Origin of the sequence: Planobispora rosea, from assembly GCF_014648175.1 — a bacterium.
In the GTDB taxonomy this organism is placed as follows: domain Bacteria; phylum Actinomycetota; class Actinomycetes; order Streptosporangiales; family Streptosporangiaceae; genus Planobispora; species Planobispora rosea.
In genome coordinates, this window is sequence record NZ_BMQP01000038.1 from 38,629 (window position 1) to 60,880 (window position 22,252).

Annotated in this window: 20 protein-coding genes and 1 tRNA gene; 11 read left to right on the forward strand and 10 right to left on the reverse strand. The window is 70.8% G+C overall.

Annotated elements, in window-relative coordinates; genetic code table 11:
- Together IEZ08_RS29575 and IEZ08_RS29580 are read left to right on the forward strand one after the other, a co-directional pair.
- Positions 1 to 2,256, forward strand: coding sequence for an NHLP family bacteriocin export ABC transporter peptidase/permease/ATPase subunit (locus tag IEZ08_RS29575; protein ID WP_084780636.1), 2,256 nt, complete (start codon positions 1 to 3; stop codon positions 2,254 to 2,256).
- Positions 2,253 to 5,108, forward strand: a complete 2,856-nt coding sequence (locus tag IEZ08_RS29580; RefSeq protein ID WP_068926295.1) for an NHLP bacteriocin export ABC transporter permease/ATPase subunit — start codon at positions 2,253 to 2,255, stop codon at positions 5,106 to 5,108. Before IEZ08_RS29575 ends, IEZ08_RS29580 begins: the two co-directional genes overlap by 4 nt.
- On the opposite strand, the gene IEZ08_RS29585 is transcribed toward IEZ08_RS29580, so the two are convergent.
- From IEZ08_RS29585 to IEZ08_RS29595, 3 genes are read right to left on the reverse strand one after another with little or no spacing between them, the layout of a single operon-like run.
- Entirely contained in the window at positions 5,096 to 5,953 is an 858-nt protein-coding gene (locus IEZ08_RS29585) for an alpha/beta fold hydrolase (RefSeq protein WP_189243416.1), read from the reverse strand. The two genes, IEZ08_RS29580 and IEZ08_RS29585, sit on opposite strands and share 13 nt — an antisense overlap.
- Complete coding sequence (locus IEZ08_RS29590) at positions 5,953 to 6,831, reverse strand: Rieske 2Fe-2S domain-containing protein (RefSeq protein ID WP_068926300.1); 879 nt, start codon at positions 6,829 to 6,831, stop codon at positions 5,953 to 5,955. The genes IEZ08_RS29585 and IEZ08_RS29590 overlap by 1 nt, the downstream gene beginning before the upstream one ends.
- Before the next feature lie 40 nt (positions 6,832 to 6,871).
- Positions 6,872 to 8,143, reverse strand: a complete 1,272-nt coding sequence (locus IEZ08_RS29595) for a flavin monoamine oxidase family protein (RefSeq protein WP_189243417.1) — start codon at positions 8,141 to 8,143, stop codon at positions 6,872 to 6,874.
- A 106-nt stretch (positions 8,144 to 8,249) separates the two neighbouring features.
- Here IEZ08_RS29595 and IEZ08_RS29600 point away from each other — a divergent pair, with 106 nt between their 5' ends.
- The gene (locus tag IEZ08_RS29600) at positions 8,250 to 9,365 is read left to right on the forward strand and encodes a cytochrome P450 (protein WP_189243418.1); all 1,116 of its coding nucleotides are present in this window, start codon (positions 8,250 to 8,252) and stop codon (positions 9,363 to 9,365) included.
- A 38-nt stretch (positions 9,366 to 9,403) separates the two neighbouring features.
- Here IEZ08_RS29600 and IEZ08_RS29605 read toward each other — a convergent pair whose 3' ends face one another.
- Positions 9,404 to 9,760, reverse strand: coding sequence for a hypothetical protein (locus IEZ08_RS29605; RefSeq protein WP_068926306.1), 357 nt, complete (start codon positions 9,758 to 9,760; stop codon positions 9,404 to 9,406).
- Between the two features lie 248 nt (positions 9,761 to 10,008).
- Here IEZ08_RS29605 and IEZ08_RS29610 point away from each other — a divergent pair, with 248 nt between their 5' ends.
- Complete coding sequence (locus IEZ08_RS29610; RefSeq protein WP_218061761.1) at positions 10,009 to 10,884, forward strand: ABC transporter ATP-binding protein; 876 nt, start codon at positions 10,009 to 10,011, stop codon at positions 10,882 to 10,884.
- Positions 10,885 to 10,886: 2 nt separating this feature from the next.
- Positions 10,887 to 11,615 carry an ABC transporter permease gene (locus tag IEZ08_RS29615; RefSeq protein WP_068926310.1) on the forward strand — a complete coding sequence of 243 codons (729 nt, stop codon included), beginning with the start codon at positions 10,887 to 10,889 and terminating at the stop codon, positions 11,613 to 11,615.
- A 45-nt stretch (positions 11,616 to 11,660) separates the two neighbouring features.
- On the opposite strand, the gene IEZ08_RS29620 is transcribed toward IEZ08_RS29615, so the two are convergent.
- A complete protein-coding gene (locus IEZ08_RS29620) occupies positions 11,661 to 12,281 on the reverse strand; it encodes a MerR family transcriptional regulator (RefSeq protein WP_176728595.1) in 621 nt (206 codons plus the stop codon).
- A 327-nt stretch (positions 12,282 to 12,608) separates the two neighbouring features.
- Here IEZ08_RS29620 and IEZ08_RS29625 point away from each other — a divergent pair, with 327 nt between their 5' ends.
- A complete protein-coding gene (locus IEZ08_RS29625) occupies positions 12,609 to 13,676 on the forward strand; it encodes an LLM class flavin-dependent oxidoreductase (protein WP_189243419.1) in 1,068 nt (355 codons plus the stop codon).
- Here IEZ08_RS29625 and IEZ08_RS29630 read toward each other — a convergent pair.
- A complete protein-coding gene (locus tag IEZ08_RS29630; RefSeq protein WP_068926315.1) occupies positions 13,669 to 14,682 on the reverse strand; it encodes a helix-turn-helix domain-containing protein in 1,014 nt (337 codons plus the stop codon). The genes IEZ08_RS29625 and IEZ08_RS29630 overlap by 8 nt on opposite strands.
- 253 nt (positions 14,683 to 14,935) lie before the next feature.
- Here IEZ08_RS29630 and IEZ08_RS29635 point away from each other — a divergent pair, with 253 nt between their 5' ends.
- Complete coding sequence (locus IEZ08_RS29635) at positions 14,936 to 17,599, forward strand: helix-turn-helix transcriptional regulator (RefSeq protein WP_268249376.1); 2,664 nt, start codon at positions 14,936 to 14,938, stop codon at positions 17,597 to 17,599.
- Positions 17,589 to 18,857 carry an amidohydrolase gene (locus IEZ08_RS29640; RefSeq protein ID WP_203863531.1) on the forward strand — a complete coding sequence of 423 codons (1,269 nt, stop codon included), beginning with the start codon at positions 17,589 to 17,591 and terminating at the stop codon, positions 18,855 to 18,857. The genes IEZ08_RS29635 and IEZ08_RS29640 overlap by 11 nt, the downstream gene beginning before the upstream one ends.
- Positions 18,858 to 18,884: 27 nt before the next feature.
- Here the strand turns inward: IEZ08_RS29640 and IEZ08_RS29645 are convergent.
- Positions 18,885 to 18,958: transfer RNA gene (locus tag IEZ08_RS29645), tRNA-Lys, on the reverse strand.
- Between the two features lie 210 nt (positions 18,959 to 19,168).
- On the opposite strand from IEZ08_RS29645, the gene IEZ08_RS29650 reads away from it, so the two are divergent.
- Positions 19,169 to 19,540 (forward strand): PRC-barrel domain-containing protein, encoded by a 372-nt coding sequence (locus IEZ08_RS29650; RefSeq protein WP_068926319.1) that lies wholly within the window; start codon positions 19,169 to 19,171, stop codon positions 19,538 to 19,540.
- Positions 19,541 to 19,703: 163 nt separating this feature from the next.
- Here IEZ08_RS29650 and IEZ08_RS29655 read toward each other — a convergent pair whose 3' ends face one another.
- Positions 19,704 to 20,300, reverse strand: a complete 597-nt coding sequence (locus IEZ08_RS29655; RefSeq protein ID WP_068926321.1) for a nucleotidyltransferase family protein — start codon at positions 20,298 to 20,300, stop codon at positions 19,704 to 19,706.
- A 97-nt stretch (positions 20,301 to 20,397) separates the two neighbouring features.
- On the opposite strand from IEZ08_RS29655, the gene IEZ08_RS29660 reads away from it, so the two are divergent.
- Both IEZ08_RS29660 and IEZ08_RS29665 read left to right on the forward strand, forming a co-directional pair.
- Complete coding sequence (locus IEZ08_RS29660) at positions 20,398 to 20,874, forward strand: DUF6328 family protein (RefSeq protein WP_176728596.1); 477 nt, start codon at positions 20,398 to 20,400, stop codon at positions 20,872 to 20,874.
- Positions 20,875 to 20,899: 25 nt separating this feature from the next.
- Positions 20,900 to 21,049 (forward strand): GPGG-motif small membrane protein, encoded by a 150-nt coding sequence (locus tag IEZ08_RS29665; RefSeq protein WP_175593845.1) that lies wholly within the window; start codon positions 20,900 to 20,902, stop codon positions 21,047 to 21,049.
- Between the two features lie 193 nt (positions 21,050 to 21,242).
- On the opposite strand, the gene IEZ08_RS29670 is transcribed toward IEZ08_RS29665, so the two are convergent.
- Together IEZ08_RS29670 and IEZ08_RS29675 are read right to left on the reverse strand one after the other, a co-directional pair.
- Positions 21,243 to 21,971 carry a metallophosphoesterase family protein gene (locus IEZ08_RS29670; RefSeq protein ID WP_229803637.1) on the reverse strand — a complete coding sequence of 243 codons (729 nt, stop codon included), beginning with the start codon at positions 21,969 to 21,971 and terminating at the stop codon, positions 21,243 to 21,245.
- Complete coding sequence (locus IEZ08_RS29675; RefSeq protein ID WP_068926326.1) at positions 21,968 to 22,213, reverse strand: BON domain-containing protein; 246 nt, start codon at positions 22,211 to 22,213, stop codon at positions 21,968 to 21,970. Before IEZ08_RS29675 ends, IEZ08_RS29670 begins: the two co-directional genes overlap by 4 nt.
- Positions 22,214 to 22,252: the final 39 nt, after the last annotated feature.

Sequence of the window (22,252 nt, forward strand, 5' to 3'; positions counted from 1 at the left end):
ATGACACAGACGACAGCTCCGCCGCCGGAGGACACGACCGGGGAGCGGACCGACACGATCCTTCCCTCCAGCTCAGGGCGGCGGACCCGGCGCTGGCGCACCCGCACCCCGACGGTCATCCAGATGGAGTCGGTGGAGTGCGGGGCCGCCTCGCTGGCCATGGTGCTGGCCCACTACGGGCGTTTCGTCCCGCTTGAGGAGCTCCGTACGGCGTGCGGGGTCTCCCGGGACGGCGCCAACGCCAAGAACCTCCTGGACGCCGCGCGCAGCTACGGCCTCGAGGCCAAGGGGTTCCAGATCGATACGGCCGACCTGCTCACGGTGCGGGGGCCGTACATCATCTTCTGGGCCTTCCAGCACTTCATGGTCGTCGAGGGCATCCGCACGCGGCGTGGCAGACGGTACGTCGCGGTCAACGACCCCGCCTCGGGGCCGCGCACGGTGACCTGGGACGACTTCGACTCCGGCTTCACCGGCATCGTGCTCACCTTCGAACCGGGCCCCGGCTTCGAGCGGGGCGGCAAGCGGCCCCGGCTGATCGACGCGCTGCTGCGCAGGCGGATGCCCACCGGCGGCGCGCTGTCCCTGGTGCTGCTCGCCAGCCTGCTGCTGGTCGTGCTCGGCCTGACCGGACCCGCCTACTTCCGGGTCTTCATCGACCGGGTGCTGACTGACCCCGGATCCGGCTTCCTGCCCCCGTTGCTGCTGGCGATGACCGCCACGGCCGCGGGTCTGTTCGCGTTGACCGCGATCCAGCGGCTCCATCTGCTGCGGATCGAGTTCAGGATGGCGCTCGTCAGCTCGGGCCGGTTCTTCCGGCACCTGCTCCGGCTGCCGGTGGAGTTCTACCTTCAGCGGCAGCCCGCCGAGGTGGCCAAGCGCGTGTCGGTCAACGACAACGTGGCCGAACTGCTCTCCCGCGACCTCGCCGCGACCGGTCTCAACCTGGTGCTCGTCCTGTTCTACGGCTTCATCCTGCTCCGCTACGACCTCCTGCTCGGTGTGATCGGCAGCGGCATGGCGCTGCTCAACATCCTCGTCCTGCACTGGGTGGCCAGGGCCCGCACCGACGCGGTGACCAAGCTCCGCACCGACCAGGGCAGGCTCACCGCGACGACGTTCAACACCCTGCAGCTCATCGAGACCATCAAGGCGACCGGGGCCGAGGCCCAGGCGTTCGCCCGGTGGTCGGGGTTCCTGGCCAAGGTGACCACGGCCAAACAGCAGCTCGGCCTGCCCACCACGGTCATCTCGGTCGTCCCGGCGCTGCTGGCCACCGCCAACACCGGGCTGATCCTGCTGATCGGCGGGTTGCGGGTGCTGGACGGCGCGATCAGCATCGGCATGCTGGTGGCCTTCCAGAGCCTGCTCACCGCGCTGAGCAGGCCGGTCACCCAGCTGACGGAGCTCGGCGAACGCGTGCAGGACATCACCGCCGACGTGAACCGGCTGCACGACGTGGAACGCTACGGCGAGGACCCGGCGTTCCGCCGCGCGACCGGGAAGGACGAGGAGCGGCTCGACGGTTACCTGGAGTTCCGGAACGTGACCTTCGGCTACGGGCCGCTGGCGCCCCTCGTCCTCAGGGACCTGTCGTTCTCCCTCGTGCCCGGCCGCAGGGTGGCGATCGTCGGGGGATCCGGCAGCGGCAAGTCGACCGTGGGCCGTCTCGTCGCGGGCCTGTTCGAGCAGCGGTCGGGAGAGATCCTCATCGACGGCCGGCCGCGCCGGGAGGTCGGGCACGAGGCCTTCGCCGCCTCGGTGGCCTTCGTCGACCAGGAGGTCGCGCTGTTCGAGGGCACGGTCAGGGACAACCTCACGCTGTGGGACGACTCGATCAGCGACGACGTCGTCAACGCCGCCCTGCGCGACGCGATGATCTTCGATGTGATCGCCGCCCGGCCGGGCGGTATCAACAGCGTCGTCCACGAGGGAGGACGCAACTTCAGCGGCGGCCAGCGCCAGCGGCTGGAGATCGCCAGAGCCCTGGTCTCCGACCCCACGCTGCTGATCCTCGACGAGGCGACCAGCGCGCTGGACGCGGAGACCGAACGGATCATCGCCGACAACCTGCACCGCAGGGGATGCTCCTGCCTGATCATCGCCCACCGGCTCTCCACCATCCGCGACGCGGACGAGATCATCGTGCTGGAGCACGGCGAGATCGTCGAACGCGGCCACCATGGCGACCTGGTCGAACTCGGCGGACGCTACGCGGCCCTGGTCGACTCGGCCGCCGGGGAAGGATTCCAGTGACCCTCACGCTCTCCGGCGCCGTCGCGATCGACTATCAGCGCGACCGTCTGGTGATCCTGGACGACCCGGCCAGGCTGCTCCTGGTCGAGTCCGGCGCGCTCGACCTGTTCGCGGTCCGGCTGACCGGCGGACGGCCCACCGGCCGCTGGACCTTCCTGGCCCGGGCGGACGAGGGCAGTCTGCTGCTCGGTTCGCCGCCGGGTCCCGTGCACAGCATCGTCGGCCGTCCGGTCGGCGAGGCCCGGCTGGCCTGGGTGCCGCTCACCTGCCTGGACTCCCCGGAGGCGCTGTCCTCCGGTTTCCTCCGCGGCCTCGACCACGGGATCGAGGTCATCGCCACCGCGCTCCACGAGCAGCTGCCGCCCCGGGCCTTCGTCCCGCTGGAGGCGGACGGTGAGACCACGGCCGCCCCCCGGCTCCCGATCAGGTCGGTCGACGGAGTCCGCTGGGTCCGCGTCGAGGAGGGCACCGCGGTCATCCCCGAGCGGGCGGGCAGGACGCTCACCCCCGGCGGCGTGCTCTGCCTGACGGAACGCGACTGGCTGGTGGCCGAGACCGCGGTCCGGCTCAGCTCGGCCACCAGCGCCGACCTGCTGGCCGAGTGCCGGTTGACCGAGCACCTGATCGGGCACGCCTGCCAGGTGCTGCATGTCATCGATGACCGCGTCGCGCGGCAGCAGACCGCTGAGCGCGCGGCGCTCCAACTCCGTGCTGAACGCAACGGCGAGCGGGTCAGGTCCGCGGCCAGGGGCTACGACGCCGTCCTGGCCGGGTCGCCCGACCAGCTGCGGCTGGCCGAGCTGTCCGGCCGCTCCCCCGAGCTCGTCGCGATGCGGCTGGTCGCCGCCCGGCTCGGATTCGACGTGCGCGAGCCGTACGGTGAGGTCCACGGGCGCGACCGGCACCGCCTGGAGCGGATCGCGGCGGCCTCCGGCGTGCCGACCAGGAGCGTCCGGCTGGAGGGCCGCTGGTGGAAGCAGGACCTCGGCCCGATGGTGGGGTTCGTCAGGGCCGGGCGCCGGCCCGTCGCGCTGCTGCCGGAACGCGGCGGTTACGTGGTGGCGTCGGCGGACGGCTCCCGGGCGGTGACACCGGAGGTGGCCAAGACGCTGGACGGGACCGCCCTGGCGATCTACGCGCCGCTGCCGCCGGGCGACCACTCTCCCTGGTCGCTGCTGCGTTTCTCGCTGTACGGCAGCCGCGGCGACCTGGTCAGGCTGACGGTCACCGGCCTGCTGGTGGCGCTGCTCGGCCTGGCCGTACCGCTGATGACCGGAGCGGTGCTCGGCACCTTCATCGCCCGGGCCGACCGCGACCTCGTCACCTGGGGGGCGCTGCTGGTCATCGGCTGCGGGGCCGCGGCGGCGCTGCTGTCGGTGGTGCAGAACCTCGCCGTGCTGCGCATGCAGGGCCGCGCGACCAGCAGGTTGCAGGCGGCGATCTGGGCCAGGCTGATGTCGCTGCCCGCCTCGTTCTTCGGCCGGTACGCCGCCGGTGAGCTCGGCACCGCCGCGCTCGGCGTGAGCGCGGCGCAGGAACTGCTGTCCAGCGTGATCACCTCGGCCGTCCTCGCCCTCTTCGCCGGGGTGGTCAACCTGGGACTGCTGTTCGTCCTCGACGTGCCGATGGCGCTGCTGGCGACGGGACTGGTCGCGATCAGCATCGTGGTCTGCGGGGTGGCCGGTTTCCGGCAGATCCGCTGTCAGCGCGATCTCTACTCGTGGGAGCAGAAGCTGTCGTCGCGGGTCTACCAGTTGCTCAACGGGCTGACCAAGCTCCGGGTGGCCGCCGCGGAGGACCGCGCCTTCGCGATGTGGTCGCGCGGGTTCGTCAGGGGCCGCGCCCAGGCCGCCGCCGCCCGCCGCGCGCAGAACTGGCTCACCACCTTCAACGCGGGGTTCCCGCTGTGCTGCGCGGTGCTGATCTTCCTGGTCACCGTCCGCTCGGATCTGTCGGTGTTCACGTTCCTGGCCTTCTTCACCGCCTTCAACCTGCTGCTCGCCGCGACGCTGGCGTTCACCGGGGTGGCGATCACGGTGGTCGGCGCGGTCCCCATGGTCGAGAAGTTGTCGCCGATCCTGCGCGCCGAGGCCGAGGGCCAGAGCGACAAGGCCGATCCCGGTGAGTTGTCCGGTGAGATCTCGCTGGCCCACGTGAGTTTCCGTTACGGCGGCGACGGACCGCTGATCCTCGACGAGGTCTCCCTCGACGTGCTGCCGGGCGAGTTCCTGGCGATCGTGGGTCCCACCGGGTGCGGGAAGTCGACGCTGCTGCGGCTGCTGCTCGGCTTCGAGACCCCGGACACCGGCGTCGTCCTCTACGACGGGCAGGACCTGGCCGAACTCGACATCACCGCGGTGCGCCGGCAGTGCGGCGTGGTCATGCAGCACGGCGCGCTGCTGGCCGGCGACATCAAGTCGAACATCATCGGATCGACCGCCTACAGCGTGGACGACGCCTGGGAGGCCGCCAAGATGGCCGGGATCGACGAGGACATCAAGGAGATGCCGATGGGCATGAACACGGTGATCTCCGAGGGATCCAGCACGGTCTCCGGCGGCCAGCGGCAACGCCTGATGATCGCCCGGGCGCTGGTCTCCCGGCCCCGTATGGTCTTCTTCGACGAGGCCACCAGCGCGCTCGACAACCCGACCCAGCGGATCGTCGCCGAGAGCACCCGGCGGCTGAACGCCACCCGCGTCGTCATCGCGCACCGGCTGTCCACCATCATCGACGCCGACCGGATCGTCGTCCTCGACCAGGGAAAGATCGTGCAGCAGGGCAGCTACGAACAGCTGATAGCCGAGGAAGGCGGCGTGTTCGCCGCCCTCGCCCGGCGTCAGATGGCCTGACCGTCCGGGTCCGGCCCCGGCCCCGGAGCCGGAACCGGACCCGGGGCCGGGGCCGGGGCCCGATCGTCCGGGCCCGGAGCCAGGTGCGCGGCCAGGGGGCCCGCCACCGCCTCGGGACATTCCAGGAGGGGCAGGTGCCCCGCCCCCGGCACGTCCAGTCGCCGGCAGCCCGGCACCGATCGGTGGATGGTCGCGGCGTTGCGCAGGAACGCCTCCATGTCCTCGGTTCCGCTCACCACGAGGGTGCGCGCCTCGATCCTGTGCAGGTCGCCGAGTTGCGGATGACTGACGAGCGTCCGCATGCCGTCGCCCCGCAGTTCCTGCCAGGAGTGCCGGGAGACGACCGCGCGGATGCGGGCACGCACCTGCGGATGGCGGAGCGTGCCGGTGTAGATGTCCGGGGGCGAGGACATCCACAGGTCGGCCAGCACGTCGCCGCCGGCCCCCATCCTGGCCAGGGCGGTGAGCTCGCGCCTGCGCCGCCCGGCCGCCGGATCGAGGGCGCCGCCGTTCAGTCCCGGCGCGGCCACCACCAGCGCGCGCGTCACCTCGGGATGGTCGACGGCCAGCTGGAGCGCCGAGATCGTGCCGAAGGAGAGCCCCACCACCCGGTCGGCGCCGTGGTCCCCGGCCACCCCGGCCAGTCTGTCCGCGAGTTCCGGCAGGGTGAGGCCCGGCGGCAGCACCCCGGAGGCACCGTGCCCGGGGAGGTCGACACCGATGTGCCTGAACCCGGGGAGCAGGTCCCACAGCGGCTTCCACAGCGTGGAGTCCATCGTGTAGCCGTGGATCCACAGCACCCCCGGACCGCTCGAACCACACCGGTGCACGGCGAGGCCGGCCATCACGCCTCCCCGAATTCCGCGACGAACCGGCGGAAGGCGACCACGGCCTCGTCTCCGCCGTCGTAGTTCTGCGGCGCCCGCGGGTCGAGATGCTCCCAGATCGGGATGTCCTGCTGGAAGGCGGTCTTGCTGCCCGCGATCAGCATGTCCAGGATCGCGAGCTGGTCGTCGCGCACGCCGATCGCCACCCGGGCGACGCATCCCCCCGGCCGCGGCGTGGTGGTCGTGATCACGACGTGCTCCGATCCGGGAGCCCCGATCTCGGTCGCGACGACGGTGGGGCTGAAGGCGGTGGCGTGGAAGCGGGTGTCGGCCACCCGCCGCTGCCACGTGGGGCCGCCGAGCGTGTGGAACGTGGCCTCGACGGACAACTCGCCGCCCGCACCGGTCCGCACCGCCATGCCGCTGATCCTGGGCACCCCGTGCACGGTGGGGAAGTGCTCGGTGTCGAAGGCGTTCTCCACCACCCACTCGGGGTCCACCGCGATCTCCACGGTGAGCGCGGCGTGCAGCGGCCGGTTCGCGGTGACGGACGGGACAGCCGAGGAGAAGCCGCGGTCGTCGTCCCCCAGCCGCACGAAGATCGCCTCCCCGGACCGGATCACCCGATGCTCGGCCACCGACCAGCGGCGGTCACCGGCGCCCAGGGCGATGCGCTTGCCGTGGAACGGGCACAGGATGGCGTCGCCGCAGTAGACACCGCCGTATCCGAGGTCGGCCCCCCGGTGCGGGCAGATCGCGTCGAACACGCGGACCGACGCGCCGTCACGGACCACCACCAGCCGCCGGTCCCCCAGCGCGTACGGCGTCAGCTCGCCCGACAGCTCGCTGTCGAAGCAGAGCAGGTACCAGCCGGTGTGCGGTTTCGACGTGGTCATCGGCCCATCCCCCTCACCATCAGATCCGCCGTCGACCCGGTCATCGGCCCACCGCCTTCGCCATCAGGCCCGCCGCCTCCGCGCCGGACGACATCGCGCCCTGGACGCTCGCCGGACCGCCCACCGTGGCCTCCCCCGCGAAGAAGAGCGTGTCGGCGATCGGCTCGGCCCAGCGGCCGGGCGCACCCGCGCCGCCGACCGACGGATAGGTGAAGCCGCCCGCCGACCACGGTTCGGCGCCCCAGTCGGCCACCTCCGTGCCGCGGATCCGGCTGCCCGCCGCCCAGGGGAACAGCCGCGCCACCATCGGCCCGATCGGCCCGGCCGCCCCGGCCCTGATGCCGGCCGCGGCCGACGCCTTGCCGACGAGGAGCACCTCCGGACGGTCGCGCACGCATCGGGCGAATCCGCTGCGGCCGTCCGAGTCGAACACCACGACGGACTCCGGAGCGGGATCGGACAGCGTGACCACCGCGCAGCAGGCGTCGCCCAGCGGCAGCCGCCGCGCGGCGGCCAGTTTCCCGGGAGGGAGGCCGGGGATGCGCAGGCCGCCGGTCAGCACGACCGACGGCGGGACGGTGACCAGGGCGGTCCGCGCGACGACCGGGGTGCCCCCGCCCACCAGGTGGGCGGTCACCCGGCCGGGGGAGAAATCGAGCTGGGCGACCGGCTCGCCAGTGCGGATCTCCAGCCCCTCGGCCAGCCGTTCGACGATCGAGATCATCCCACCGGGCACGTCGAACTGGTCCGTCCCGGCCTGCGCCGCCCGGCGGGCGGCGGCGGCCAGGCCCCGGACGTCGAGCAGGCCGGGATCGGCCGCCCAGTTCTGCCGGAACCACTCCTCGGCGATCCGCCGCTCCTGCTGAACGATCCCGGCCGCGTCCAGCCACCGCTCCACCGAGCTTCCGGTGCTCCCGGTGCTCCCGGTGCTCCCGGTGCTCCCGGTGCCCCCCGTGCCCGCGGCGTCCGGCCGGAGCAGCCTCGCCTCCAGCAGCCAGGGCGGATTCCCGCGGGCCAGCGCGCCCATGTCGACGAGCCGATCGGCCACCACGGCGCGAGCCGCGCTCCGCCGGTAGGCCGAGACCGGCCCCCGTCCGCCGAGGACCTCCCACACCGGGTTGGCGTCGCCGTGGACGACCTGGGCGCCCAGCTCCACCGGTGGTCCGCCGTCTTCCGGCAGATGGGTCCTGACGCGGCCGCCGATGGTAGCACGCGCCTCCAAAATGGCAACGGAAATCCCTCGATTACATAATTCCGTGGCAGCTTTAAGGCCCGATATACCGGCGCCCACGATTAATGCGTCGACTGGCATGGATAATCGTCACCTCCGCCGTTATTATCCATAAATCTCGCCCGGAGAACAGGAGGGAAATAACGTGACGTCACAGCCGACCGCGGCTCGGCCGTGGCCTCCGGGGATGGCCCATCCCTTCGCCCCGGACGGCCGGCGGAATCCCTTTCCCGCTTTTCGCTGGCTGCGCGCGGAGAGCCCGGTCCACTACGACCCCTTCATGCGTTTCTGGCTGCTCAGCAGGCATGCCGACTGCGCGGCGGCCCTCCGCGACCCGGCGTTCTCCGCCGCGCTCGGCCAGGACCAGCGGCAGCGCGACGACCAGCTCCCCGCCTCGATGCTCAGCACGGATCCCCCCGAGCACGACCGGCTGCGCGGGCCGGGCATGGCGTTACTCGGCCCGGCGGCGGTCCGCGCGCTGGCCGGTGACCTGGAGGAGGAGGCCGACCGGCTGCTGGACGGCCTGGAGGCGGGTCCCGGCGGTGAGATCGACGCCCATCGGGACCTCGGCGAGCCGTACGCCCGCGCCGTGCTCGCCCGCGCGCTGGGGCTGCCCCGGGCGGAGTGGGAGGCGTTCGGCCAGTTGGCCGGGGCGGTGTCGGTGAACCTCGATCCGCTGGGCGGACCGGCCGCGATCCAGGCGAGCCGCCTGGCCAGGACCGAACTCGCGCGGCTGCTCGGCGCCGCGCCCGCGGTCCGACCGGCCGAGCTCACCCGTGCCGAGCTGCTGGAGATGTTGTCACTCGTGGTCATCGGCGGCTACGAGCCGCTGGCCGTGCTCATCGGCAACACGCTGTTCTGCCTGCTGTCCCGGCCCCGCCTGGCCGAACGCGTCCGTCTCGGCGACACCGCCCTGGCCGCCACCGCCGTCGAGGAGGTCACCCGGCTGCACGGTCCGATCCCGTTCACCGCCAGGGTCACCACCGCCGCTGCGGAGCTGCCCGGCGGCGTGATCCCCCCCGGAGCCCGCGTACTCGCCCTGCTCAGCTCCGCCAACCGCGATGAGCTGGTCTTCGACCGCCCGGACGAGCCGGTGATCGACCGCTCCCCCAACCCCCACCTGGCCTACTCCTCCGGCCCCCACTTCTGCCTCGGCGCCGCCCTGGTCCGCCAGGCCGCCGCCCTGCTGGTCCCCGCCTTCCTGCGCCGCTTCCCCGGCGCGCGCCTCCCTCCGGAGGATGCCGGCTGGGCGGCCTCGCTGGTGCCCCGCCGGCGGGTGTCGTACGGCCTGCGCCTGGCCTGAGCCGTGGGCGCGGGCCGTACGACAGCCTGGGCCGGTTCCTAGGCGCAGCAGCACGGGGTGCAGCAGCAGCAGGCGACGCCGGCCGCGATCTGGACGAGCTCGTCCTCGCTGAGCTGGGAGACGTCCACCTGGGGGGTGTCGGTGATGTGGATCTCGTAGACGCCGCTGGTCTCGCCGGCCTCCCAGAGGGCGACCTGGTTGTCGATGCTGCCCTCACCGGTGGGCTCGACCCGGACGATCCGGATCTCGGCACCGTCGGGAACCTCCAGGCCCACCTCGGAAAGCGCCGAGCGGGAGTCGGTGTCCAGCCGCTGAGCGAACTCGTCATTCGACCAGAGGGTGATGAGCAGACGGGTGTAGGAGTTGACGAACTCTGCGCGTTCCTGGTTGTTCATGACTTTCTCCTTCTGAGTGCTTCCCCACTTGGTTGAATGGATCTCCGCCGGCTGAGTCGAAGTCTTACACCCGCCACCGGCGGTGACGAGACTTATCTTTTTCATGCGTTCTCCGTACGCATACGCAGACCACTGGATAAGTGTTTCTTTATCGAGACGTACGACAGCAGACATAACTCAGTGTTTTTGCGATAGTCGGAGTCATGGCTGATACGGTGACAACAGATGTGGCGGTGAGCCTGAGGGGCTTGCGTAAGACCTTCGGTGAGGTGCGGGCGGTCGACGATCTGGATCTGCACATCGCGCCGGGCGAGGTGGTCGCCCTGCTGGGGCCGAACGCGGCGGGCAAGACCACCACGATGGAGATGCTGCTCGGCCTGACCACTCCGGACAGCGGGGAGATCGAGCTGTTCGGCAGGACCCCCCGCCGGGCCGCGGCCGACGGGCTGGTCGGCGCGATGCTCCAGTCGGGCGGTTTCCTGGGCGAGATGACCAGCCGGGAGATCGTCCAGGTGATGGCCGCGCAGTACCCGAAGGCGATGAAGGTGGACGACGCCATCGCCCGGGCCGGGGTCACGAAGTACGCCAAGCTCAAATACAGCGGGCTCTCCGGCGGTCAGAAGCAGCGGACGCGGTTCGCCGCGGCCCTGGTCTGCGACCCCGACCTGCTGGTGCTGGACGAGCCGACCGTGGCGATGGACGTGCAGAGCCGCCAGGAGTTCTGGGCGGCGATGCGCGAGTACACGACCGCCGGGCGCACTGTGGTGTTCGCCACCCACTACCTGGCCGAGGCGCAGGACTTCGCCGACCGCGTGGTGCTGATGCGGCACGGGAAGATCGTCGCCGACGGATCGGTGGACGCGATCGTCGCCAAGGTCGACGGGCGCACCATCAGGGCGATGGTCGAGGGGACCAGCGTCGAACTGCTGGCCGCCCTGCCGGGAGTGGGCACCGCCCAGCTCCGCGGTGAGCACGTGGAGCTGCACTGCTCCGACTCCGACGCCGCGCTGCGCGCGCTGCTGGCGGATTATCCCCGCGCGCGTGACATCTCCGTGACGGCGATGTCGCTGGAGGACGCGTTCGTGGCGCTGACGGCCGACGAACCGGTCATGGAAGAGGTGTGACCATGGGCACGTTGATCTGGACCGAGCTCAAGGTCCTTTCCAGGTCGGTCGAGTTCCTCGTCATCACCATCGCGTTCCCGATGGTGTTCTTCCTCGTCATGTCGGAGGTCTTCGGCTCGGACCGGGCCGGCGGGCTGGACATGAACACCTACATGATGATCAGCATGGCGGCGTTCGGCGCCATGTCGGTGGCGTTCGCCGTGGGCCCCCGGGTCGGCCTGGAGCGACAGGCCGGGTGGAACAGGCAACTGCGGCTCACCCCCCTGCCGGGCTGGGGCTACGTCGCCGTCAAGATCACAGTGGCGATGATCCTGGCGCTCCCGGCCGTGCTGCTCGTCTTCCTGTCCGGGCTGCTGATCAAGGGCATCGAGCTCACCGCCGGGCAGTGGCTGGCGATCGTCCTTTCCTGCTGGATCAGTTCGCTGCCGTTCGTCGTGCTCGGTCTGCTCATCGGGATGGCCGTCAAGCCGGAGTCGGCGCAGCCGCTCGGTCTCGCGGTCTACCTGCCGATGGCCATGCTCGGCGGACTGTGGATGCCGGTGGACATCCTGCCCGGCTTCATGGCCACGCTGGCCAAGGTGCTGCCGAGCTACTGGCTCGCGGAGATCACCCGTGACCGGCTCACCGGGGTGGCGCTCGATCTGCTGGGCGTCGGGGTGCTGGCGGCGTGGTTCCTGGTCGCCCTGTCCCTGGTGATCGGCCTCTACCGCCGCGACGCGGCCAGGGTGTAGGGGGAGGTTCGGTTCCGGGGCGGCGCGGGACGCCGCCCCGGGTGATCAACTCACGAGGTCGCGGGCGGTGGTCTCGGTGACCGTGCGCAGCGCCTCGGCGAGCAGGAGACCGAAATCCTCGGGGGCGAGGAGGGGAGGCGGAGCGGCGGCCGGGTCGCGGAGCACGGTGGCCCGGCGTTCGACGTCACTCATGAGCTGGGCCGCCAGGCCGCTGACCGTGTCGAGGAGTTCCGCCAGCAGTTGCAGCGCCGCGAGGGGACTCAGCCCGTAGTCGCGCAGGCCGAGCGCGGCGCGCAGCGGCTTGGGGCGCAGCACCCGCAGGACCGGGCCGTCCCGGGCGACCAGACCGTGCGCGAGCAGGGTCCGCAGGATGGCGGGGCGCGCGGTGCCCAGTTGTCTCACCAGCTCGGCCAGGGCGTCGTGATCCTGGTCGGCACGCAGGCCGAGGAACACTTCGATCGCCGCCAGGTTGTATCCCTGGCGCTGCAACGCCTTGATCGCCTCCAGGCGGCGCACGTGCCCGGAGTCGTAGACGGCCACCCGGCCGCGCCGCAGCGGCGGCTGCAGCAACCCGCGCGACTGGTGGGCGCGAATATTGCGCGGCGACATCCCCACCAGCTTTCCCAGATCATCGATTGTATGAATGACCTGGGTCGAATAAGTCATGTCAGCCTTTTCCGACATACACCGGGGGGCCAGTGATTCCCTCCGTTTTCCCAGGAACGAAGCATCGCTATCTCCTCACCGGTCTCGTACCGTCCCGACGGTTCCTCAGTGTGGTCCGGAACGGGCTAAATCGGAAGCAACGCCCGTGGCCGGTCAGTGCCTGGCATCAAGCTGCCCGGAGTCGCGCCGCTCCGACTTCAGGAAGTCCGTCTTGTCTCATCACAAATCTGCATTTCCTGCACCTCTACACAAATCAATGCAAGCCTCACCGCCCATCTCGATTCGGTGATATCCAGTGAAGGGACGACGAGGCTTTCAGGAGGCAGCGTGTTGAGTTTCGGAGTGTCGTTTCTCCCGGACGCGACTCCCACGACGATGTCGGCCGGGGACTACTTCGCCGGCGCGCTCGAGGTGTGCGAGTTCGCCGATCGGATCGGGTTCGGCTACGTCAAGATGACCGAGCACTACGCGCACCCCTACGGGGGCTACTGCCCGAGCCCGCTGCTGTTCCTGTCGGCGGTCGCGGCCAGGACCCGGAACATCAGGTTGATGACCGGCGGCATCATGGCCTCCTTCCACCACCCGGTGCAGATCGCGGCGCACACCGCCATGCTGGACGTGATGAGCGGCGGGCGGCTGGACGCCGGATTCGCCCGCGCCTGGCTGCCGCACGAGTTCGACCTGTTCCAGGTCTCCATGGACGAGAGCCGGGCCCGGTTCGTCGAGACCGTCGACGCGGTGGTCGACCTGTGGACCCGGCCGGGGGCGGAGGCGGCCACGCCCTTCTTCGGCTACTCCGGCGTCGACCTGCTGCCCGGCTGCGTCCAGCGCCCGCACCCGCCCGTCTGGGTGGCGGCGGTCCTGTCCCCGCAGAGCTTCGAGTGGATCGCGCGCCGCGGGTTCGGCCTGCTGGTGACCCCGGGCCTGCGGGGATTCCCCGCGCTCGCGGAGATGGTCGCGCTCTACCGCTCGACGTTCGCCGAGGCGCACGCGGGGAGCGGGGCCCGGCCTCGGGTGGCGCTGAGCCTGCCGCTGATCGTCGCCGACTCCGACGCGGAGGCGGTGTCGGCCTCCGACGAGTACCTGGGCCGGTACCTCGAGGTATGGAAGTCGGCCGGCGAGATGTGGAACTCACGCACTTCCGCCGACTACGCGGGATACACCGGCGTGAGCTGGATGCTGGACAACGACTCGCCCGCCAAGATGAGGGAGCGGACGGCGGCGGTGGTCGGTGGACCGGACAGCGCCGTCGAGCAGATCACCCGGATCCGGCAGACCGTCGACCCCGACGTGCTGCTCTGGCAGATCGACACGGGCGCGCAGCCGGCGAGCCGCGCCCTGACCACGCTCCGCCTGTTCGCCGACAAGGTACAGCCCGCCCTGAGCCTCACATGATGCCGGGGGCCCGGGTGCCGTCCTCCGTGGGAAGCAGCACCCGTTCCCTGGCCAGCACACCGGCCTGGAACCTGTTCTCCGCCCCGAGCAGGCTCATGATCTCGGAGATGCGGCGGCGGCAGGTCCGGAGCGACAGTCCGAGCCGGCGCGCGACCACCTCGTCCTTGGCGCCGGTCGCGAGCTCCCGCAGGATGGCCTCCCTGATCAGCTTGCCCTTCTCGCCGTCCATCGGCTCCTCGTATCCCGCTCCGGGAAAGGGGTGGGCGCGCGACCACATGTCCTCGAACACCGTGACGATGAACTCCACGACACCGGGTTCCTGGACCACCACCGCCCCGGATCCGTCGGAGGTGGGCAGCAGGCAGCGCGCGGCATCGTGGACGATCTGCCGGCGCGGGACCGTGGAGACCGTGCGGATCTCGGCACCCGCCCGCCCCACCCGCTCCGCCCACTTCCGGGTGGGGCGGTGCTCCCGGGTGGCGTGCTGCAGCACCACCCGCATGCGGACCCCGCGGGTCAGCAGGGTCAGGTCGTTCTCCAGGCTCCTGGCCAGCTCGCCCCGCTCCCAGCCACCGCCCGGATGGGCGACGAGAACCTCCTCCCGCACCCGATGAGACCAGTCGCGCAGCAGGTGCCTGGCCGTCTGGTTGTCGACGATGTCGAGCACGGCCGCGCGGCGCCGCGACTGCTGCGCCTCCTCGTAGTAGGGCATCAGGCGCATGACCTGGTCGCGGGTGGAGGCGATCTGCGCCTGACGGCGGCGCAGTTCGAGCTCCTCGTCCGCCAGCAACTCGGCCAGCGCCGCCTCCGGGGCGACGACGTCGAAGACGCCCCCGGCGGTCGAGACCGAGCGCAGGAGCTTGAGCTGGCCCAGCACCGAGATGGCCTTGCGGACCTGGTTCTCCCGCACGCCGAGTCCGGCCGCGGCCTCCTGGGGGGTCCAGTCCTCATGCGACAACGCGTACCGGTAGACGTCGATGGCGTCCTGATCGAGCCGTAAGTCCACGCCTTACTCCCTACAAGTAGCACGTTGACATTTTTCAATGAAAAAAATGGCGACCAGGGCTCTTCGCCAGCTATCAATGAGCAGTCCGACCTCAGAGAAGACCGACCCGCAGGGAGTCGCGTTCCGGAAAGCATCCCTTGAGTCCTCGTCACAGCCCGGGGGACATGGAGCCATGAATGCCATACCACACCACGCGAAAGAGGTTAGGAATCCCCCGTCCGCCGGTGGATCCACCAACCTCCAGGACGTGATCATGTTACACCGCGCTGCGGAACTCACCATTGTCAATACCGCGATGACCCGGCTTCGCTCGGGTACCCCGGCCGTGATCGTGGTGCGGGGCGACCGCGGCATCGGCAAGACCGCGTTTCTGTCAGCCGCCGTGGCCAGGGCACCGTCCTCCGCCGTCGTGCTGCGCGCCCGGGGCCACCCCAGTGAGCGGACCTCGGCGTTCGGCGTGGTCCGCCAGCTGTTCGACGGCCTGCCCGCCCCGGCCCCGCCCGCCTCCGCGGGTTTCCCCGCACCGGACGAGGCGCTCCACCAGCTCTACCGTCAGGCCAGGTCACTGACCTCCGGCCGGCCGGTGGTCATCGCGATCGACGACGTCACCCTCGCCGATCCCGAGTCGGCGCAGTGGTGCTCCTACATCGCGCGCCGCCTGGACGAGCTGCCGGTGACGATGATCGTCACCCTCGACGTCGGCGGATCCGACCTGGACGACCTCGCGCAGGACATCGGCGCGCTGCCGTACGGGCACCTGCTGCGGCTGGAGCCGCTCTGCCCCGACTGCTGCGCCGAGCTGCTGGCGACCGCGTTCGGAACGAGCGTCCATCCCGGCTTCGCGCTGGCCTGTCACCGGCTCACCGGGGGCAACCCGTTCCTGCTCGGCGAGCTCGCGAACTCGCTGCGCGCCGCCAGGGTGGCGCCGGACGAGACGAACGAGGGCCTGGTGGACGAGGTCGGCGCGGTCTCGCTGACCGCGACCGTGCTCAACTGGTTGTCCTCCTCCCACCCGGAGGCCGTCGACCTCATCAAGAGCCTGACGGTGCTCGGACCGGAGATCGGCCTGGCCGCCGCCGCCACGCTGGCCGGGCACGGGGAGGCGGCGGCGGCCGAAGCGGTCACCGCCCTGCGCCGCGCCCGTCTGCTCGGCGACGCCGACGACTTCGCGCACCCCGCGATCCGGCGGGCCGTCCTGGCGGGAACCGACGCCCAGCGGCTGGGCGACCTGCACATCCGCGCCGCCGACCTGCTGCTGCGGCTCGGCGCGCCCCCGCATGTCTGCGCCGAGCACGTCATGTCCGCCGGACCGCGACAGGGTCCGGACTCGGTGGGCATCCTGCGCGAAGCGGCCACCGAGGCCGCGGCGCACGCGCTCTGGCCCGAAGCCGACCGCTATCTGCGCCGGGCGCTGTCGGAATCGGTGGGCCTCGACCCGCCGCTGGGCCTCCTCTCCGAACTGGGGGCGGCCGAACTGCATCTCGACATCCCGGCCGCACGACGGCACCTGCGCACCGTGAGCGAACGCGCCGGAACCCCGGACGCCCTGCTGCCGTTCGCCGACGTCCTGCTCACCGTCAACGCACCGGAGAGCGTCGACGCGTTCGCGGCCTGGCTCGACGTCGAACCCCGCTTCGCCGCGCAGACGCTGCTGGCCGGACGGCCCGTCCCCGCCGCCCGCCTGACCGGGCCCGGCCGGGACCTCGCCGCCGTGACGGCCCTGGCCACCGCCGCCGCGGGGGGTCTCGCCAGCCGTACGGAAATCCTGGCCCGGCGGTGCCTGGACATCCCGGGCAGCGCCCCGGCGACGCTGCTGGCCGCGCTCGCGCTCTCCTGGGCCGAGCGGTTCGACGACGCCGCCTACTGGGCGGACCGGGCCATGTCCGACGTCCAGGCGTCCAGCTCACCCGTGGAGCGGGCCTTCGCCCTGGTCGTCTCCGCCGAGCTGGCCTACCGCGCGGGCCGGTTGGAGACCTCGGCCGCCACCGCCGCGGCCGCCGTCGAGCCGGCGGCCGCGGCGTCCGCCGGAGAGCTCCGCATCGCGGCGGAATCCCTGCGGGCCCGAGTCCTGGTCGAACACGACGACGTGACCGCCGCCGCCCGGCGGCTCGCCGGGCTGAACCGCCTCCGCGCCGCTCACCCGCTGATCCGGGCCCTCCAGCTGGAGGTGACGGGTCTCATCCAGCTCACGGCCAACCAGAACCGGCAGGCCCTGTACGCCTTCGCCGAGTGCGGCAGGCACGCCCTGGCCGCCGGCGTGAGCAATCCCGCCTGCCTCGCCTGGCGCGGGCACGCCGCGCTCGCCCACGTGAAGCTCGGGGAGGTCGAGCAGGCGCGACGGCTGGCGGACGAGGAACTGCGGCTGGCCCGGGCCTGGCGTCGACCGGCCGCGATCGGCCGGGCCCTCAGCGTCGCCGGGGTGACCAGGGAGGACACCGCCAGGGTCGATCTGCTGCACGAGGCCGTCGAGGTCCTGCGAGGCTCGGGCGCCCGGCTCGACGAGGCCAGGGCCGTGGTACGGCTCGGCATCACCCTGCGGCAACGCGGCGAGACCGCCAAGGCGCGGCAGGCGCTCACCGAGGGCGTGACGCTCGCCACGGAATGCGACGCCACCAGATTGGCACGGCTGGCCCATGACAATCTGCTCGCCGCGGGCGGGCGGACCGCGGCGCGGCGGGGAGACGCACCGCGGGCCTACCCGGTGACGACCGTCCGGCAGAGCCTCACCTCGGGTGAGCAGCGGGTCGCCCAGCTGGTGATCCAGGGGATGGGCAACCAGGCCGTGGCCGATCAGCTGTCGATCAGCAAACGGACGGTGGACACCCATCTGGCCAGGATCTTCCGGAAGCTCGGCATCCGCGCCCGGAGCGAACTCGGTCCGGCGCTGAACGGGAACGGGGCGAGCGGTGTCAACTGATCACGACCTGGGCACGATCCTGCCCGGCCTCGAAGCCCTCTACCGCGACCTGCACCGCCACCCGGAGCTGGCCTTCCAGGAGACCAGGACGGCGGCGACGGCGGCGCGCCGGATGCGCGCCCTGGGCTTCGACGTGACCGAGAAGGTGGGCGTCACCGGCGTCGTCGCCGTGCTGCGCAACGGCGCGGGGCCGACGGTCCTGCTCCGCGCGGACATGGACGCCCTGCCGATCCGCGAGGAGACCGGGCTCCCGTGGGCCAGCCGGGAGCGGTCCACGGACGAGCGGGGGCTGGACTCCCCCGTCATGCACGCCTGCGGTCACGACGTGCACGTCACGGCTCTCATCGGGGCGTGCGAACTCCTCACCCGCCGCAGGGACGCCTGGCGGGGCACCGTCGTCGCCGTCTTCCAGCCGGGCGAGGAGAGCGGCCTCGGAGCTCGGCGGATGCTGGAGGACGGGCTGCTCGAACGGTTCCCCGAGCCGGACATCCTGCTGGGACAGCACGTGTCGCCCGCCCCGCACGGCACCGTCGCGCACTGCCCGGGTGTGCTGCTCGGGGCGACCGACGTCCTGACCGTGCGGCTGTTCGGCCGCGGCGGGCACGGGTCCCGGCCCGAGTCGGCCGTGGACCCCGTGGTCATGGCCGCGTCCCTGGTGCTGCGGTTGCAGACCGTGGTGTCCAGGGAGGTGTCCCCCAGGGAGTCGGCCGTGGTGACCGTGGGAACGTTGTCGGCCGGAACCACCCCGGGCGCCATCCCCGCCGAGGCGGAACTGTCCGTCAACATCAGGTCGTTCGCACCGGCCGTACGGGCGAAAGTGCTGGCCGCCGTGGAGCGCAGGATCCAGGCCGAGGCGGTGGCCGCCGGAGCGCCGAGAGAACCCGAGATCGTCCCGCTCTACCGGCTGCCCGTGACGGCCAACCATCCGGCGAGCACCGAGCGGGTCATCGCGGCCCACGCCGCCGAGTTCGGCCCGCGCGCGGTGCACAGAACCGGCCCGCAGTCCGCCAGCGAGGATTTCGGCCTGCTCGCCGAGGCCGCGGCCAGGCCCTCCGTCTACTGGTTCATCGGCGGGACCGCGCCCGCGGTGTTCGCCAGGGCCGTCGTGGCGGGAACGGTCGAGCGGGACGTCCCGCACAACCACGCGCCGACTTTCGCGCCCGTCCCGCGGCCCGCGCTGGCCACCGGCGTCCGGGCGTTGGCGACGGCCGCCCTGGTGTGGCTCGGGCCCGGCACAACGGAACCGGGCGTCCCCTGAAGATCAGAGAACGCCCGGTTCACAGGGTGCGCCGCCAGGGACTCGAACCCCGGACCCGCTGATTAAGAGTCAGCTGCTCTGACCAACTGAGCTAGCGGCGCTTGACCTCGACAAGACTACCGGACTCCGAGATGTGGGCGGTACATGAGCTGACATGTGCTGATTTTGGAATCCGGGCTTCACCTGGGGCGGCCCCTGCCGCGGTCCACGGTGAGGCTCCGGACCCGTACGGCTTGGCAAAAAATCCGTTTACTCCGCTTTGCGTGGGTAGAGGGGGTTGGCCCGGAGAATCAACGAAGGGAGATGGCACCATGCAGCCTGAGCTGTGGACTTACCGTACCGACGTCCACGACGCCACCAAGAGCCTCGACCTCGCGGGATACGACGTCGAGGCCACGGACGGCAAGATCGGTTCCGTCGACGAGGCGACCTACGAGGTCGGCGAGAGCTACCTCGTCGTCGACACCGGCCCGTGGATCTTCGGCAAGAAGGTCCTGCTCCCGGCCAGCACGGTGACGCAGATCGATCCGCAGGAGCGCAAGATCTACGTCGCGCGCACCAAGCAGGAGATCAAGGACGCGCCGGAGTTCGACGAGTCCGCCTTCAAGGAGACCTCCTACCGTGACCGGGTCGGCGAGTACTACGGCCGCTTCCCCTACGGTGGCGGCACGGCTACGTACTGATTCGGTAGGGCACAACGAGGGGCCCCGCCCTACGGCGGGGCCCCTCCGCGTCTTCACGGACGCTCTCACGGCCCGCTCCCGGGGACCGGGCCGTTCCCGGGAACCATGAACCGTGGACCTTTCCGAACCCCGCCCGGTCGGAGACCGGGCGGGGTTCCGATTGTCAGGGCCAGGACGGGTCGCCCGAGGCGTCGACCGGACCGTTCACCACACCCAGGCGCTCCAGCAGGGTGAGAAAGGTGTACGCGTACGGCGAGGACTGGGTCACCGCCGCCACGCGGTCCCAGTCGACCTGCTCGCGCAGGGCGCGGACCTGGGGAAGCAGGGAGCCGTAGTCACAGGCGTGCTCGGAGAGCGGCAGCAACCAGGAGATGACCAGATCGGTCGCCTCCAGGACGGGAACGATCACAGCCGACGCCTTCAGCGGTTCGGCCCTCTCCAGCAGGGCGGGAGTGACCGGGTTGTCGGCGATCCGGAAGATCAGGTCCACCAGCCTGCCCTCGTCGTAGGCCTTCACCAACCAGTCCTCCGGCGGCTTGGCCGTCTCGAAGCCCAGGTCCCGCAGGGCTTCCAGGGCGGCGGGCACGTCCTCCTGCGGCAGGACGAAGTCCACATCGTGCAGTGAAGGCGCGGCCCCGCGCGAGTAGGCGGCGCATCCCCCGGCCAGCGCGAACCTGATGTTCGCGTCTTTGAGCCCGGTGCTGGCCCGCTTCAGCGTTTCCAGAATCGCGTCAGTGACCTCGTGGCTGTGGCTTCCCATAGCCGAGGATTACCCCCAGGATCGCCCCCTAGTCACCAGGCATATCGCCTTAAAGCAGGGGTAATTCCCCCGGATGAGCAACCCCTCTGATCCTCGTATGGAAGGACCCCAGCCGGGCGAGAGCCACAAGGAACGCGTCGACCGCGAGCTGACCGAGTTGCTGCAAGGTCTGCGCGTCGCGGTGACAGGCGTACAGGTCCTGTTCGCCTTCCTGCTGACAGTGCCGTTCTCACCGGGTTTCCAGAGAGTGGACACCCTGGGCCGCTGGTTGTTCTTCATCGCACTGATGGGCGCCGCGCTCGCCTCCGTCTGCTTCATCACCCCGGCGGCCCAGCACCGTCTGCTGTTCCGCAGCGGCCTGAAGGAACGGATGCTCCACACCGGCAACGGGCTCGGCATCGCCGGAGCCGCCTTCCTGGCCGTCGCGATGACCAGCGCGGTGGCCCTCGTCGCCGAGACGGTCATCGGCGGCTGGCAGTTCATCCTTTTCGGTGGCCTCATCGGGCTGAGCGCCGCGTGGTTGTGGTTCATCCAGCCGCTCACCCACCTTTACCGAAGCAAGGACGTTAAATAGCGAATCGTGAGGGCAGTGACAGTTTATGGCTACATTGCTCTGGATCATCGCAGTCGTCCTCGTCATCGCCGGGATCTACGTCATCCTGGCCCGTCGCGATCTCCTGTGGGGGATCGTCCTGATCGTCCTCGGATTCCTCGTCGGCCCCGGGGGTGTGAGCATCTTCAATGTCTAATGCGAGCATGGCTCGCATAACCTCAAGTCGCCCCGAATTCCCAGAAACACCCAGACAAACTTCAGCGGGCCGGGTTCTCACCCGGCCCGCTTCTCATGTTCCCGTCCCGGTCCCGCCAGCGAGAAACCCCGGGAGGCCCGCAAAGATCAGTGAAGAGCATGAAGAACAGTGAGGGACTGCCGGCGGAGCGCCGTCAGCAGCCTCCGTCATCGTCGAGGCGGTAGACCGCGTAGGCCCGGCCCAGCACCGGGAGCGCCACGTTGCGGACCCGGATGCCCGCGGACGTGATCCCCTTCTCGGTCCCCATGTGCGCGTGACCGTGCAGAATCAGGTCAGCGCCCTCCGCGTCGATCGCCTCGGCCAGCAGGTAGCTGCCGAGGAAGGGATAGATCTCCGGCGGCTCCCCGGCAAGGGTGTCGTTGACCGGCGAGTAGTGCGACAGGACGACTCGCCAGTCGGCCTCAAGCTCCTTCAGGGCCGTCCGCCAGCGGTCGGCGATGCGCTTGGTGTGGTTGACGAACGCCTTGATCTCCGGCTCGCCGAACTCGCTGGCGCACTTGCCGGCGAACCCCCCGCCGAAACCCTTCCCGCCGACCACGCCGAGCCGCTGGCCGTTGATGTCGAGGACGACGGCGTCGTCGTGCAGCACCGCGATCCCGGCCTCGCGCAGCATGGCCGCGATCTCGGCGGGCTTGTCGGAATGGTGGTCATGGTTGCCGAGCACGGCGACCACGGGGATCGGCAGGTCACGGAACTCCTTGACCACCACCTCACCCTCCTCCAGGGTCCCATGCCTGGTCAGGTCGCCGGCCAGCAGCAGAACATCGGCCTTCTCCTCGATCCCGGTCAGGTGGGAACGGTAGCGTCCGCCCATGTCCGTTCCCAGATGAACATCCCCGACCGCTGCGATTCGCAGGCTCACAGTTTCTCCTCCTCTTCGGGCGTCCGGACATCCACAACGGTGAGCTCGTTGCGGACCACCAGCCCGGGCGCCGCCTCGCTCGCCACATCGGCGATCAGCCCACGGCGCTCCTCGCAACTCACCTGGCCGCGCAGGAAGAGCTGCTCCCCTCGGACGTCTACCCGGATGCCCAACTCGTTCGTGCGTTCGTCCTCTGCCAGCGCACCCTGCACCCGTGCGGCGACATATTGCGGAGCCTCCATGATCGAACTCCTCTCGCCCTCGAACCCTCACCCCGATAC

Excerpts from the sequence above, each read along its gene's own strand:
- IEZ08_RS29605 (WP_068926306.1), bottom strand. The coding sequence starts at position 9,760 with ATGAACAACCAGGAACGCGCAGAGTTCGTCAACTCCTACACCCGTCTG.
- IEZ08_RS29590 (WP_068926300.1), bottom strand. The coding sequence starts at position 6,831 with ATGACCACGTCGAAACCGCACACCGGCTGGTACCTGCTCTGCTTCGAC.
- IEZ08_RS29585 (WP_189243416.1), bottom strand. The coding sequence starts at position 5,953 with ATGGCCGGCCTCGCCGTGCACCGGTGTGGTTCGAGCGGTCCGGGGGTG.
- IEZ08_RS29595 (WP_189243417.1), bottom strand. The coding sequence starts at position 8,143 with ATGCCAGTCGACGCATTAATCGTGGGCGCCGGTATATCGGGCCTTAAA.
- IEZ08_RS29675 (WP_068926326.1), bottom strand. The coding sequence starts at position 22,213 with ATGGAGGCTCCGCAATATGTCGCCGCACGGGTGCAGGGTGCGCTGGCA.
- IEZ08_RS29650 (WP_068926319.1), top strand. The coding sequence starts at position 19,169 with ATGCAGCCTGAGCTGTGGACTTACCGTACCGACGTCCACGACGCCACC.
- IEZ08_RS29575 (WP_084780636.1), top strand. The coding sequence starts at position 1 with ATGACACAGACGACAGCTCCGCCGCCGGAGGACACGACCGGGGAGCGG.
- IEZ08_RS29655 (WP_068926321.1), bottom strand. The coding sequence starts at position 20,300 with ATGGGAAGCCACAGCCACGAGGTCACTGACGCGATTCTGGAAACGCTG.
- IEZ08_RS29600 (WP_189243418.1), top strand. The coding sequence starts at position 8,250 with ATGGCCCATCCCTTCGCCCCGGACGGCCGGCGGAATCCCTTTCCCGCT.
- IEZ08_RS29660 (WP_176728596.1), top strand. The coding sequence starts at position 20,398 with ATGGAAGGACCCCAGCCGGGCGAGAGCCACAAGGAACGCGTCGACCGC.
- IEZ08_RS29615 (WP_068926310.1), top strand. The coding sequence starts at position 10,887 with ATGGGCACGTTGATCTGGACCGAGCTCAAGGTCCTTTCCAGGTCGGTC.
- IEZ08_RS29665 (WP_175593845.1), top strand. The coding sequence starts at position 20,900 with ATGGCTACATTGCTCTGGATCATCGCAGTCGTCCTCGTCATCGCCGGG.
- IEZ08_RS29620 (WP_176728595.1), bottom strand. The coding sequence starts at position 12,281 with ATGACTTATTCGACCCAGGTCATTCATACAATCGATGATCTGGGAAAG.
- IEZ08_RS29635 (WP_268249376.1), top strand. The coding sequence starts at position 14,936 with ATGTTACACCGCGCTGCGGAACTCACCATTGTCAATACCGCGATGACC.